Origin of the sequence: Bradyrhizobium sp. CCBAU 21365 (assembly GCF_015291305.1) — a bacterium.
Lineage (GTDB): Bacteria > Pseudomonadota > Alphaproteobacteria > Rhizobiales > Xanthobacteraceae > Bradyrhizobium > Bradyrhizobium elkanii.
In genome coordinates, this window is sequence record NZ_CP030036.1 from 3,652,194 (window position 1) to 3,666,340 (window position 14,147).

Here is a 14,147-nt window from a genome sequence, read left to right on the forward strand (position 1 = left end):
AGCCGTCTTGTTAAGCCGTTTTGGCGCTCGTTGCGGTCTCTTCCGCGGCGGCAGCCTCGTTGCCGTTGATGAAGGCGCGGCGCATCGGCTTGATCACGAACAGCGCCATCAGCGCCGCGGTGGCGTTGAGGGCGACCGCGATCACGAACACCGCCTGCCAGCCATAGCTGGCGGCAACGATGCTGGCGGCAGGCACCAAGAGCGCTGCGGTGCCCTTCGCGGTGTAGAGCATGCCGTTGTTGGTGGTTGCGAACTTCGAGCCGAAGGTGTCGCCGCAGGTCGCCGGGAACAGCGAGTAGATCTCGCCGAACACGCCGAAATAGACCGCGGTCGCCAGCACGAACACCACCGGGTTGTGACCCCAGGTGGATAGCGTGAGCAGCATCAGCGCGCCGGTGCCGAACGCGATGAACATGGTGTGCTCGCGGCCGATATTGTCGGAGACCCAGCCGAAGAACGGCCGTCCGAAACCGTCGAAGATGCGGTCGAGCGAGATCGCAAATGTCAGCGCGGCCATCTGGAAGCCGGCGAGCGTGACCGGCGTGTTCGCGATCTTGTAGTCGTGCGCGATCGGCGCGATCTGCGCCGCCGCCATCAGGCCGCCGGCGGCGACCATCACGAACACTAGATACATCACCCAGAAGATCGGGCTGCGCAGCACCTGCGGCGGCGTGAAGTCGACCTTGGTCTGCGGCAGATTGAGCTGCTTCTTCTTCGGCGGGATCGAGACCGCGGGCGGCTGGATGAAGAAGGCGAGCAGGAAGACGATCATTCCCTGTCCGATGCCGAAATCGAAGAACGCAGTCTGATAGCCGCTCGCGGCGATCATCTTTGCAATCGGCACCACCGTGAGCGCGGCGCCGGCGCCGAAGCCGGCCGCGGTCGCGCCGGCGGCGAGGCCGCGGCGATCGGGAAACCACTTCAGCGCGTTGCCGACGCAGGTGCCGTACACCGCGCCGGCGCCGATGCCGCCGAACACCGCGGCCGTGTAGAGCAAGGCGAGCGAGTCGGCATAGGAGTTCAACACCCAGGCGAGCGCGATCATGATGCCGCCGAACATGATGACGAGCCGCGGGCCGTATTTGTCGACGAACCAGGCCTCGACCGGCACCAGCCAGGTCTCGGTCACCACGAAGATCGTGAAGGCGAACTGGATCGCCGCGCGGCCCCAGTGGTGCGCGCCGTCGATCGGATCGACGAACAGCGTCCAGCCATATTGCAGGTTCGCGATCATCGCCATGCAGACGATGCCCATGACGAGCTGCAGCCAGCGGAAGCCGCTGGACGAAGGTTGAGCTTGTGTGACGGCAGTATTGCTGGAAACCATCAAGTCCTCCCGAGCGCGCTGGTCTTGTGACCGAGTGTCGCAATTATTGTGGCGTATCGTCGCAAGCGCTCGGCGGAAGTTGGTATACTATATTCCAGAAAGCAAGCCCTTCATTCTGCTGCAATGCAGCAAATCTGCCCGCCGCTCCGGACGGCCTCTTCCCAACGGCAAAACGAAAAGCGCCCGGCTTTTGACCGGGCGCTTCGCAAGCGATGGTGGAGGGCGGTTGCTTAAGCCGTAGCCGATTTCGCGACCACGATTTTTCGCCAGGGCTTGAGCAGGGCGATCGCGAGCAGCGAGGCGAGGATGTTGGCGCCCGCCGCGATGATGAACACCTTGTCCCAGTTACCCGACGATTGCTGCATGTAGTTGGCGATCGGCACCAAGAGCGCCGCGGTGCCCTTCGCGGTGTAGAGCAGGCCCGCATTCGTGGTGGCGAACTTGGCGCCGAACGTATCGGTGCAGGTCGAGGGGAACAGCGAGTAGATCTCGCCCCAGGCAAAGAACACGAAGCCCGAGAGCAGCACGAACCAAACCGGATCGTGTCCCCAGAGGTAGAGCATCCAGATGCCGATGCCTTCCATGCCGAAGGCGATGAACATCGTGTTCTCGCGGCCGATCATGTCGGAGATCCAGCCGAAGAACGGACGCGTCAGACCGTTGAGGACGCGGTCGATGGTCGCCGCGAAGGTCACGGCCGTCATCGTCACCGCCATCAGCGTGACCGGCACGCTGTCGACCTTCCAGTCGACCGCGATCGGCTTCAGGTTCGCGGTCACCATCAGGCCGCCGGCGCCGACGATCACGAACATGAAGTACATCAGCCAGAAAATCGGCTGCCGCAGCACTTCGGTCGGCTGATAGTTGCGCCGGGTCTGGATAATGTTGGCATTCGCCACGACGGCCGGCACCTGTCCGGCCTTCGGCGCCAGCAGGAAGAAGGAGAGCAGCACGATGATGATGCCCTGGCCGAGACCGAAATAGAGGAAGGTGGTCTGGAAGCCGGAGTCCTTGATCATCGCCTGGATCGGTGCGACCGTGAGCGCCGAGCCCGCGCCGAAGCCGGCAGCGGTGATGCCCGCGGCAAGTCCGCGTTTATCCGGAAACCATTTCAGCGCATTGCCGACGCAGGTGCCGTAGACGCCGCCGGCGCCGATGCCGGCGATGATCATGCCGAGATAGTAACCGTTCAGTGTCGTCGCCTGCGCGTTGATCGCCCAGCCGAGCGCACAGAGGATGCCGCCGACCAGCACGACGATGCGCGGACCGTATTTGTCGACGAACCAGCCTTCGACCGGTACCAGCCAGGTCTCGAACAGCACGAACAGCGTGAAGGCCCATTGGATCGATGCGCGATCCCATCCGAATTTCTTCTGGATGTCGGGGACGAAGAACGTCCACCCGTATTGATAATTTGCGATCATCACCATCGCGGCGACGCCGATCGCGAGTTGCGTCCAGCGATAGGTGTCGCTGACACGCGCGGCCGCAGGGGCCGCAGTTGCCTGAACCATGTCCGACATAGATCCTCCCAGTGCGCCCCTTGTCGTTGCTTATGAGCGCGCGACGGCCATCTTGGTATCCGATATGCCAAGGTTCAAGCTGTCGCAGGGGCGGCGCGCGCTTATGCCGCACAGGACTCAGCCCCGGCACCCCGGGAGACTAGTTCAGCGCGCAAGGAAATGGCCCCGAAAATCGGGGCCATTGGTCGAAGGTTCAATGTCAGGTCGCATCTCGCGACGAACGCTGCATCCGGCGGAGAGCGCCGGAAATCCCTTGGCTTAGAGGCCGAAGCGCGGCAGGTCGCCGTTGCGATTCGAGATCTCCGCGCTCTTCATCAGCAGGCGGTCGATCGAGGCCAGCAGGCGGCCGAACAGGGTGGAAGAGGGTGCGAGCGTCAGTGCAGTGGTCTTGGACATTGGTGTCCCCTTTCATTGGAGGCCAGCAATGGGCCGGCTCATCATCTGCAGCCAAACTATGTATACCAGATGCCAGATACAACGGACTTGTTTGCATAGCAGCATGCACGACTGTGCAATGCAGCAAAAATCGCTGATCGGCACTCCGGATTGGCGTGGGATGGGGAGCAGTCCGGCGGCGCCGCCGGGTCAGAATTTCCAGCTAAAACTGGCCTTTACCGAGTGGTCCTGGACCCGGTCGGCAAGCTGGCCAACATAGGCGATGCCGATGCTGGCCTGCGGCGTGACCCGCAGCTCGAGCCCGCCTTCGACCAGCGCCGCGTTCCGCGCCAGCGGCACGCCGGCCACGGTGAATCCGGTTCCCAGGCTCTGGAACGCGAGCGCCGCCGTCGGGGTCACGTCGCCGAAGGCGTACTGCCAGGCCACCGAGGCGCGCGGCGTCAGCTGCATGCCGTTGGTGAGGGTGAAGCTGGTGGCGATGCGGGCGCCGAGCGAGGAGTAGCCGACATCCTGATTGCTGCCCGCGCCGCGCAGCGCGGCGGCGCCGCTGCCGCCGGTCTCGGCAAAACTGTCGGTGTTGAGGTGGGCCCAGGCGAGGCCGGCGAACGGCTCGAGCGCGGCGCGGCCGAGCGATAGCCCGTAGCCGATCTCGCCGAACACCTGCGCCGTGGTCGCGTCATAGCGGGCGCGCGCCGTATCGAAGAAGCCCGGGAACACGATCGAACGGCTGCTGTCGAGCGTGCTGAAGCTTGCCGAGGCGCCGCCGCGCAGATTGACCGCGCCGTAGGTCGCGCCGACATAGCCGGCGAGATGCGCGGTGTCGATGTTGGCCGAGCTCGCGCGGTCGCCGATGCGCAACGCGGAATTGGTGTAGCCGCCGGCGATGCCGGCGATCCAGTTCGGCGCAAAGCGGTGATCGACGCCGCTGAAGAACCCAGCGAGGTCGCGCGTCATGCCGCTCGCATTGCCGTCACCGCCGAAGCGGCCCCAGGCGCCGACGCCCTGGGCCCAGAAAGTGGTGTCGGGCAGCCGCACGGGCGCCGCGAGCGGCGGCGCCTTGATCGGGAAGCCGGGACGGCTCGCGCCGGCATAGGCAAGGGCGGAGGCGGCCGCCATCGAATCCATCGCCGCGAGCTGCGGACCGCCGGCGCTGAGCGCGGCCATCGGCCCTGCATCGCCGGCAAACGCGGATTGCCGCAACCGGCCGAGCACCGCATCGCGCAGATAGCGTGAATCATCGAGCATCGCGGTCTGCGCGCCGGCATGCATCTCGCCCGACAGCGCGTCGAACGCCTGCCGTGCGCCGGCGACGTTCTGATTGAGGATGCTGACCACCAGCGGGCTGGTCTGCGCGCTCGCCTCGAGCGCGTTGGAGACCGCGAGTTGGTTCGGCGTCTGCGCGACATCAGGGAAGGTCGTGCTGTTGCGCGCCAAGGTCAGGTACACATTGCCCGGATCATAGGTCAGCGACGGGTTCAGGAAGGTGAGGCTGCTGGTGACGTCGGCAAAAGTGCCGGTGACGCCGCTATTCGCGGTGAGGATGGTGTAGGTGGTTTGCGGCGCATAGGTGCCGTTCTGCGCCAGCGCCAGCACGCTGCCGCCGCCGAGTGTCGCCTTGCCGGTGGCGACGATCCTGTCGGACTGGCCGGCGGCATTGGCTTCGACCTGATAGATCGAGCCGGCCGCGAAGCTGACATTGCCCGAGACGTTCAACGTGCCGATCGAATTGCCCGGCGCCACGGTGCCGCCGCTGGCAATGGTGAGGTTACCGACGGTGCCGTTGCCGCCAAGCGTGCCGCCCGCGTTGACGGACGTGAGGGACGAGGAGGCGATCGAGCCGTTGACGCTGAGAGTGCCGCCATCGACGGTGGTGTTGCCGGTATAGGTGCTGTTTGCGGTCAGGATGGTCTTGCCGGCCTCCACCAGCAGCGATCCTGCGCCTGTGATGACGGGGTCGAACGTGTAGTTCGCAGACGTGTGGTTGAAGACGATGCTGCCGGTGCCGGCGCCGAACGTGACGGTCGGCGTGCTCAGCGTGCCCGGCGCCGCGGCGGCCTGGCCGAGCCCGGCGCCGATATTGACGGTGCCGGTCGAGCCAGCCTGATTGGCGACACCGAAAAGCGGCGTCGTTACGATGCCGCCGTTCTGGATCGTCAGCGTGCCGGTGCCGGCATCGCCGACAAACAGGGCGAAGCTGTTGGTCCAGGACGAGCCGGAGCCGGTGACCGTGGCCGTGCCTTTCGAGCCGGCGAGGAAGCCGACGGCGCTGCCGATCATGCTGGCCACCGCGCCGTTCTGGATGGTCAGCGTGCCGGTGCCGCCACCTCCGACATTGAGAATGCCGCCATGGGTCCAGGACGACCCGGGGCCGTCGATCGTCACCGTGCCGTTCGAGCCCGCAATGACGCCGATACCGGCAATCCCGCGAGTCGCGCTGGGGGCGCTGGTGACCGTGGCGCCATTTTGAATGTCGAGCGTGCCGGTGCCGGAGTAGCCGACATACAGGAAGTCAGCGCTGCTCAGCGACGAACCGACGCCGGTGACGACGACGTTGCCGTTGGAGCCCACATTGGAGCCGATGAAGGTCGTGTCGTTGCTGACCGCGCCGCCGTTCTGGATGTTGAGGACGCCGGTGCCGACATAGCCGACATGAAGCTCCTTGCCGACGAGAAGCGATGAACCGGCGCCATCGACGGTTGCGTTGCCGTTGGATCCGAAGACATAGCCAATATAGGCATTGGAGCCGGCGCCGTTGCTCACGACGCCGCGGTTCTCGATGTTCAGCGTGCCGGTGCCGGCGGTGCCGACATAGAGTTCGGCCGAGTTGGTCCAGGACGAGCCGGGGCCGGTGACGGTGACGGTGCCGCTCGAACCGGGAACAAAGCCGACGCGGCCGTTGCGATCGCTCACGGTGCCGCCAGCCTTGATTGTCAGCACACCGGTTCCGTTTGCGCCGACAGCGAGATCGTCAGTCATGTTCCAGGACGAGTTGGGTCCGGTGACCGTTGCAGTCCCGCTCGAGCCGGGCAAAGACCCGATCAGGCCGTTGGTGCCGGCCACGGTGCCGCCGTTCTGGATCGTCAGCGTGCCGGTGCCGGCCACGCCGACAGTGACGCCGGGACTGAACCACACCGAGCCGAAGCCATCGACCGTCACGGTGCCGTTCGAACCGGCATTGTTTCCGATGAAGCCATTAAGGTCGTTCAGCGTTCCGCCGCCCGAGATCGTCAGCTGGCCGTTGGCGTTTTGGCCAATAGTGACATTGGTGGCTTGCCCCGCGGTCCCTGCGATCGCCGTGGGGTTGGGCGAGGTCGTATCGATCACCGCGTTATTGGGGTTGGCCGGAAGGGCGTTCGGGAGCCAGTTGGTCGGGTCGGTCCAGATCGACGAGTTGGCGCCGGTCCAGACGATGTCGGCCGCATGGGACGGCATCGCCGTTGCCGTGAGCAGCGCCAGCGCAACCAGCGATGTCGTGCCCAGCAGGGCGTCGCGAAGCAATGCGCGCCCGTGGCGCGCGAGCGATTTTGCTTCGAAACAATCAGCGCGTGTGTCGTCGAACTGTCCTACAGCGGGACGTTCCGCTGCGTCTTCCAATGGGGTCACCGCATTCAGTCCCGGTAGTAACTCGAATTGTTGCAACTTTCGCCGGGCCATGCGTGTTACTGCCCCTGACGACGTCGCGCGATGTGTCGGACTCGACACAGCGCAGAGATTCCGTAATCGAATGCGATCTGGCCATTACCCTAAGGGGTATACCAACGCGCGCACGAACGATAAGACGGCGAGCGAGGCTTTGCTGCAACATGTGGGCACGTCGTGACGTTGCAGCGATCGCCAAAAAATCAAATCAAACCTGGTCGATCAGAATCCCATGCAACGGGACAGCAAACTCAACGACGAGATCATTCGTCTCTACGAATCTGAGTCCAACCTGCACACGCTGCCTGGTGTCCTGTTCGGCGGCGTCGGCCGCCTGGTCGATGCGGAGGTGGTGAGCTTCACCGAGTTCCATCGTCCGACCTGGGATTTCCGGTCGTTGATTTCGGTCGGCGACGATCCGGAGGTTCGTGCCCGCGGCATGCAGGCGTTTGCGAAGCACATGCACTCGCATCCGTTCTGGCAGCACGATCCGGCGTTCTACGGCGAACGCGCGCTGCGCGAGTCGGATTTCTTCAGCGATGAGGAATTCGTCGAGCTGCCGATTGCCAAGGAGGTGTTCCTGCCGTCGGGGGCGCGGCGGATCATGGGGATCGCGTTCGAGCACGCCGGTTACGTGGTCACGGTTGTCGGGCATCGCGTGGTGGGACGGCCGGCGTTCAGCGACGAGGAGCGCGACCGGATGCAGGGTTTTCGTCCGCACATCCTACGCGGCTACCGCCAGGCGCAGGAGCGAACGCTGGCGGCGCTGACGCCGAGCGATCGCCTGCGGCTGGCATTTCCCGCGCTGACGCCGCGCCAGATCGAGGTGGCGTCGTGGATCGCGCAAGGCAAGTCGAACGAGGAGATCGCGGGTATCCTCGGTGTCGGGCTCGATGCCGTGAAGGCGCATGTCAAGGCGATCAACAGCAAGATCGATTCCGACAGCCGGCGCGCCGCGATCGTCATTGCCCACACCACGCCGCCCTTCGCCGACCTGCCGCCGCTGTGGAAGCTCGGCCTGGAGGGGTGAGGCGCGCGCGGCGAGGCGGCTTGTTGCGTAAATCCTCTGACATCTCCTCAAGGGTCTCGATCGTTCGCACCCTTGCCGCTCGTATCGATGGCAAGCAGCCCGGCGAGCGACAGCAGGGTAAAGGCAAGACCGCTCAGGAAGGTGGCGGCGGGCCCAAATGCGTCCCACAGCGCGCCTGCGATAACACTTGAGCCAAGCATCGCGACGCCGGTCGACAGGTTGAAATACCCGTAGGCGGTGCCACGCAGCGAAGCGGGCGAGGCATCGGCGATCAGCGTTGCGAACAGGCCTTGCGTCAGTCCCATGTGCAAGCCCCAAAGGATGACGCCGAGCGCCAGCCCGCCGAGATTCGCAAGGGTCGCCAGCGCGAGATCGGCGGCAGCAAGGCAGACGAGCCCGAGTGCGAGCAGGCCAGTGCGGTTGATCCGGTCGGACAGCACGCCGGCCGGATAGGCCGATAGCGCATAGACGATGTTCATCAGCACCAGCACCGCGGGGATCCACATCGCGCCAAGTCCGACATTTTGTGCGCGCAGGATCAGAAACGCTTCGCTGAAGCGGGCGAGCGTGAAGACGACGCCGATCCCGACCACGCGCCAGTAGGATTCCCCGAGTTGCTTCGCAGCGGCGAGGCTCAGGGGATTTTTTGTCCCGCCATCGTCGGCATGACGTCTCGGCTCTTCGACGGCAACGACGATCACGGCAAGCGAGAGAAACGCCGGAACCACGGCGAGCCAGAACACCGCGTGGAAATTATCGGCGCTGACCCACATCAGGGCGATGGCGAGCAGGGGACCTACGAAGGCACCGACGGTGTCGAGCGATTGCCGAAGCCCAAAGCTCGCGCCGCGCAATTCGGCGGGCGCGATATCGGCGACGAGCGCATCGCGTGGCGCGCCACGTATGCCTTTGCCGACCCGGTCAATGAAGCGGGCGGCGATCAGCCAGTCGACGGTCGGCGCCAGCGGAAACACCGGCTTGGTGAAGGCGGCAATTCCGTAGCCGATCGCGGCCAGCAGCTTGCGCTTGCCAAGCCAGTCGGACAGTGCGCCTGAGAATATCTTTGTGATCGAGGCGGTGGCTTCCGCGATGCCTTCGATGAAGCCGACCGTCACCATCGAGGTGCCGAGCACGGTGACGAGATAGACCGGCAGTAGCGCGTGGATCATCTCCGAGGAGATGTCCATTAGCATCGACACGAAACCCAGCGCCCAGACGCCCGTCGGAATCCGGGCCGGCGGGGAAGGTGAGTTGGGTTCGGCCGCCACCTGCAGCTCCTCGCTGGGCAAAGGAAAACCCGCCAGCGGCGGGCTCGCTGTAGTTCGGCGACGGCATGGGCTACCGGCTCACATCGGCGGGAGCCATCAGCTCTCGGCCCGATGAGCGTCGGTGGACTCCAGCGCCATCTTGTTTGCACATGTTAGCATCCCGGCAACGCGGGACGGAAGCGCAGCGACGTGGTCCGTAAGAAAGGCCGCCGAGAGCACCGGCGGCCGTGAGTTAGAGGGTTTGCTTTTCTTCGGGGCCAGTACCTTTCACCGCGTCCAGTCTTCGCCGGCGCACAGCGTTCCCATGCAGCCGCGAACGTTCAGCGTGCCCGGCGACACCAGCGTCACCGAGCTCTCATAGGTCTTGCCGTCGTCGGCGTTGTAGATCCGGCCGGCCCATTTGTTCGGGCCGGCGGGCTGCATGTTGATGAACAGCGACATGCCCATGACCGGCCGGGCGCGCTGGCCGGGATCGGCGTTCTTGTCGTCGAGCTGCGGCTTGCCGGTGGCCTTGTCCGTCGGCTCCTTCAGCCAGACGACGCGGCCGCACAGCGCGCTGCCGCAGCGGTGGACCTTGATCCTGGCGTCGCCGGACTGGGTCAGCCAGACGCCGGCCGGATCGCTGGCCTTGTCGCTCGCCTTGGCGGCTTCGGCGGGGCTTCCGAGCAGGGGGATGTGGAACGCGGCCACGATCAGGCGGCGCGTGAGGTGAGCGTGGATCAACTGCTTCAGGGCCTTGCGCAGGCCGTTTTGGTCTGGGATTACCGTCATCATCCACCTTCTTCATGAAAAATTTCATGATAAACATGAAATAAATCACGTTTAAGGTTGAGTCAATGACATTGCCTGGGCATGATGCAATCCGGCCGTAGCGGCTTTTTTTGCAAAGAGTTTTCGGATGGGTGCAATGGGGAAATCGGTTCGTGAGCAGCGCCAGCTCTGGTTTCGCAGGCTCGATCGGGCGTTCTGGTTGATCTGGGCGGCGCTGCCGGTGGTGCTGTGGCTGGCCTATGACCGCACCACCACGGCGTCGGCGACGATCGCCGAGAGCCTGATCGGCGAGCAGGCGAAGTGCGCGGCCATCGTCGCCAATCCGCTCACCATGTCGGCCAAGGGCCAGGTGCTGTTCTGGTCGCTGTTCGCGCTTGGGGTATCGTTTTACGCCGTGCTGATCGGCATCCTACATCGCATGGTGAATCGATTCGCCAACGGGCGGATCTTCGTGTCCGAAACGCTGCAGGGTGTCTGGTGGATGGGGATCTTCCTGGTGGTCTGGCCGTTTGTGGGTACGATCACGACCATCGCGGTGACCTATGCGCTGTATCAGGCCGGCGACATCAAGTTCTTCCTGCCGAGCTACGGCGTCGACGTCGGCACCGTCGCGGGCGGCGTGTTCCTGATGGCGCTGAAATTCGTGATCGAGCAGGCCATCCTGTTGCAGTCCGAAAACGATCTGACGATCTGAGGGTGATGCTTGTGCCCATCGTGGTGAACCTCGATGTCATGCTCGCAAAGCGCAAGCGCCGCCTCGGAGACCTCGCGGACGCGATCGGCATTTCGATCCAGAACCTGTCGATCCTGAAAACCGGCAAGGCGAAAGCGATGCGCTTCTCGACGCTGTCGGCAATCTGCCGCGAGCTGGACTGCCGGCCGGGCGATATCCTGGAATATGTGCCGGGTGATGAGGGGGGCGACGGCGAGAGCGGCGAGGGTGGTTGATCCGGCGTGCGGACAACAGCGGCGCGGGACCGCAAGTTCCTCCCAAAACAAAATGGCCGCGGTTTCCCGCGGCCATTCGTGTCTTGCTTGAGTGCGAGCCTTTACTCCGCCGCCTGCTTGCGCGGCGGGTCGAGGGCGCCGGAGTCGTGGATCTCGGCAACCTGGTGATCAGAGAAGCCGAGCACCTCGCGCAGGATCTCGTCGGTGTGCTCGCCGAGCAGCGGCGAGCGCTGAACGTCGCTCGGCGAATCCGACAGCTTGATCGGGTTGCCGACCGAGACGTACTTGCCGCGGGTCGGGTGATCGACCTCGACCACGGTGCCGGTCGCGCGCAGCGACTGGTCTTCGGCGATCTCCTTCATCGACAGGATCGGACCGCAGGGGATGTCGTCCTTGTTGAGGATCTCCATCGCCTCGAACTTGGTCTTGGTCATCGTCCACTGCTCGATGCGGCCGAAGATCTCGTTGAGGCGCGGCAGGCGGGCCGGCGGCTTGGCGTAGTTCGGATCGGTCTTCCAGGTCGGCTCGCCGATCACGTCGCAGATCTTCTCCCAGACCGGGGCCTGGGTGATGAAGTAGATGTAGGCGTTCGGGTCGGTCTCCCAGCCCTTGCACTTCAGGATGCGGCCGGGCTGGCCGCCGCCGGAATCGTTGCCGGCGCGCGGCACGGCATCGCCGAACGGAATGCCTTCGCCGAACTGGCTGTATTCCTTCAGCGGACCGTGGGCGAGGCGCTGCTGGTCGCGCAGCTTGACGCGGGCGAGGTTGAGCACGCCGTCCTGCATCGCGGCGGTGACGCGCTGGCCCTTGCCGGAGTGGGTGCGCTGGTACAGCGCGGTGACGATGCCGAGCGCGAGATGCAGGCCGGTGCCGCTGTCGCCGATCTGCGCGCCGGTGACCAGCGGCAGGCCGTCGCGGAAGCCGGTGGTCGAGGCGGCGCCGCCGGTGCACTGCGCGACGTTCTCGTAGACCTTGCAGTCTTCATACGGGCCCGGGCCGAAGCCCTTGATCGAGGCGACGATCATCTTCGGGTTGATGGCCTGGATCTTCTCCCAGGGGAAGCCCATGCGATCGAGCACGCCGGGGCCGAAATTCTCGACCAGCACGTCGCACTGCTTGATCAGCGCGGTCAACACTTCCTTGCCCTTCGGGTTCTTGGTGTCGAGCGTGATCGAGCGCTTGTTGTGGTTCAGCATGGTGAAATACAGGCTGTCCACGTTCGGGATGTCCTGCAGCTGGCCGCGCGTGATGTCGCCGACGCCGGGACGCTCGACCTTGATCACGTCGGCGCCGAACCAGGCCAGCAATTGCGTGCAGGTCGGACCCGACTGGACGTGGGTGAAATCGAGAATGCGAACGCCCTTCAGCGCCTTGGTCATAATGCTTGCTCCGTACTCTGTCTGCCCCTGCACCCGCAGGGAGTGATGGGGTTAGGGGTTACTTCTTCTTCTGCAGAACGCTCTGCGGATTGAGGTTGCCGATGCGGCCGCTCTCCGAGCCCGCTGCCGGATCGATCACCGCGTTGATCAGCGTCGGCTTGCCGGAATCCAGCGCCGCATTGACCGCGCGCTTCAACTCGTCCGGCGAGGTGGCGTTGACGCCGACGCCGCCGAAGGCTTCCATCATCTTGTCGTAGCGCGAGCCCTTGACGAACACGGTGGTCGCCGGATCGTCGCCGGCGCCGTTCACGTCGGTGCCGCGATAGATGCCGTCATTGTTGAAGATCACGACGCAGATCGGCAGCTTGTAGCGGCAGATGGTCTCGACCTCCATGCCCGAGAACCCGAACGCGCTGTCGCCTTCGACCGCGAGCACGGGCAGGCCGGTCTCGACCGCGGCGGCGATCGAATAGCCCATGCCGATGCCCATCACGCCCCAGGTGCCGACGTCGAGCCGCTTGCGCGGCTTGTGCATGTCGACGACGCCGCGGGCGAGGTCGAGCGTGTTGGCGCCCTCGTTGACGAAGATGGTGTCCGGACGTTCCGCGATGATCGCGCGCAGCGCGCCGAGCGCGCCGTGGTAATCCATCGGCGAAGCGTTGCTCATCAGCTTCGGCGCCATCTTGGCGACGTTGTCGTCGCGCTTCTTGCTGACGGTCGAGAGCCAGTCGGACGGCGCCGCGGTCCAGTTCGCGCCCATGGCGTCGAGGAACGCCGACACGCAGGAGCCGATATCGCCGACCACGGGGGCGACGATCTCGACGTTGGAATCCATTTCCTTCGGCTCGATGTCGACCTGGATGAACTTCTTCGGGGCTTCACCCCAGGTCTTGCCCTTGCCATGCGAGAGCAGCCAGTTGAGCCGGGCGCCGATCAGCATCACGACGTCGGCTTCCTTCAGCACGGTCGAGCGTGCCGCACCCGCGCATTGCGGATGCAGGTCGGGCAGCAGGCCCTTGGCCATGCTCATCGGCAGGAACGGCACGCCGCTCTTCTCGACGAATTTCTTGATCGCCTCGTCCGCCTGCGCATAGGCCGCGCCCTTGCCGAGGATGATGAGCGGACGTCTTGCGCTCTTCAGGACGTCCAGCGCGCGCTTGACCGAAGACGGGGAGGGGATCTGCTCGGGCGCGGCGTCGATCACCTTGACCAGCGACTTCTGACCGGCGTCGGCGTTCATCACCTGCGAGAACAGTTTTGCGGGCAGGTCGAGATAGACGCCGCCCGGACGGCCCGACACTGCGGCGCGGATCGCGCGCGCGAGGCCGATGCCGATGTCCTGGGCGTGCAGCACGCGGAACGCCGCCTTGCACAGCGGCTTGGCGATCGCGAGCTGATCCATCTCTTCATAGTCGCCCTGCTGCAGGTCGACGATTTCGCGCTCGGACGAGCCCGAGACCAGGATCATCGGGAAGCAGTTGGTGGTGGCGTGGGCGAGCGCGGTGAGGCCGTTGAGGAAGCCGGGCGCCGACACCGTGAGGCAGACGCCGGGCCGCTTGGTCAGGAAGCCGGCGATCGAAGCCGCATAGCCGGCATTCTGCTCGTGGCGGAACGAGAGCACGCGAATGCCCGCCGCCTGGGCCATGCGGCCCAGGTCCGTGATCGGGATACCCGGCACGCCATAGATGGTGTCGATGCCGTTGAGCTTGAGCGCATCGATGACGAGATGGAAGCCATCGGTCAGTTCTTGCTCGGTGCCCGGTGCCTCGGACTTCGTAGCGGTATTCAGCATCGGCATCGTCTCCCTGATCGTTCTTTGTTCGGACGATCTGATTGTCGTCTGAAGCGGGTGTGGACTTTTCAAAC

11 protein-coding genes are annotated in these 14,147 nt (G+C 64.8%); 3 read left to right on the forward strand and 8 right to left on the reverse strand.

The window, feature by feature from the left end:
* Positions 1–10: 10 nt before the first annotated feature.
* From oxlT (XI02_RS16590) to XI02_RS16605, 4 genes are all read right to left on the reverse strand, one after another.
* The gene (oxlT, locus tag XI02_RS16590; RefSeq protein ID WP_026192540.1) at positions 11–1,327 is read right to left on the reverse strand and encodes an oxalate/formate MFS antiporter; all 1,317 of its coding nucleotides are present in this window, start codon (positions 1,325–1,327) and stop codon (positions 11–13) included.
* A 230-nt stretch (positions 1,328–1,557) separates the two neighbouring features.
* Positions 1,558–2,850: an oxalate/formate MFS antiporter gene (gene oxlT, locus XI02_RS16595; RefSeq protein ID WP_026192541.1), complete on the reverse strand. Its 1,293-nt coding sequence runs from the start codon at positions 2,848–2,850 to the stop codon at positions 1,558–1,560.
* Positions 2,851–3,108: 258 nt separating this feature from the next.
* Entirely contained in the window at positions 3,109–3,246 is a 138-nt protein-coding gene (locus XI02_RS16600; RefSeq protein WP_016848357.1) for a hypothetical protein, read from the reverse strand.
* Positions 3,247–3,435: 189 nt separating this feature from the next.
* Positions 3,436–6,744, reverse strand: coding sequence for an autotransporter domain-containing protein (locus XI02_RS16605; protein WP_018270749.1), 3,309 nt, complete (start codon positions 6,742–6,744; stop codon positions 3,436–3,438).
* A 373-nt stretch (positions 6,745–7,117) separates the two neighbouring features.
* On the opposite strand from XI02_RS16605, the gene XI02_RS16610 reads away from it, so the two are divergent.
* A complete protein-coding gene (locus XI02_RS16610; protein ID WP_016848355.1) occupies positions 7,118–7,915 on the forward strand; it encodes a helix-turn-helix transcriptional regulator in 798 nt (265 codons plus the stop codon).
* Between the two features lie 47 nt (positions 7,916–7,962).
* Here XI02_RS16610 and XI02_RS16615 read toward each other — a convergent pair whose 3' ends face one another.
* Both XI02_RS16615 and XI02_RS16620 read right to left on the reverse strand, forming a co-directional pair.
* A complete protein-coding gene (locus XI02_RS16615) occupies positions 7,963–9,183 on the reverse strand; it encodes an MFS transporter (RefSeq protein ID WP_334369337.1) in 1,221 nt (406 codons plus the stop codon).
* A gap of 267 nt (positions 9,184–9,450) precedes the next feature.
* Positions 9,451–9,957 (reverse strand): DUF2147 domain-containing protein, encoded by a 507-nt coding sequence (locus tag XI02_RS16620; protein ID WP_018270751.1) that lies wholly within the window; start codon positions 9,955–9,957, stop codon positions 9,451–9,453.
* A 133-nt stretch (positions 9,958–10,090) separates the two neighbouring features.
* Here XI02_RS16620 and XI02_RS16625 point away from each other — a divergent pair, with 133 nt between their 5' ends.
* Together XI02_RS16625 and XI02_RS16630 are read left to right on the forward strand one after the other, a co-directional pair.
* A complete protein-coding gene (locus tag XI02_RS16625; protein ID WP_018270752.1) occupies positions 10,091–10,648 on the forward strand; it encodes a DUF2975 domain-containing protein in 558 nt (185 codons plus the stop codon).
* Between the two features lie 5 nt (positions 10,649–10,653).
* Positions 10,654–10,902, forward strand: a complete 249-nt coding sequence (locus XI02_RS16630; RefSeq protein WP_016848351.1) for a helix-turn-helix transcriptional regulator — start codon at positions 10,654–10,656, stop codon at positions 10,900–10,902.
* 101 nt (positions 10,903–11,003) lie between these two features.
* Here XI02_RS16630 and frc read toward each other — a convergent pair whose 3' ends face one another.
* Both frc and oxc read right to left on the reverse strand, forming a co-directional pair.
* Positions 11,004–12,281: a formyl-CoA transferase gene (gene frc / locus XI02_RS16635; RefSeq protein WP_018270753.1), complete on the reverse strand. Its 1,278-nt coding sequence runs from the start codon at positions 12,279–12,281 to the stop codon at positions 11,004–11,006.
* 58 nt (positions 12,282–12,339) lie between these two features.
* On the reverse strand, positions 12,340–14,073 hold the full coding sequence (gene oxc, locus XI02_RS16640) for an oxalyl-CoA decarboxylase (protein WP_026192544.1): 1,734 nt from the start codon (positions 14,071–14,073) through the stop codon (positions 12,340–12,342).
* Positions 14,074–14,147: the final 74 nt, after the last annotated feature.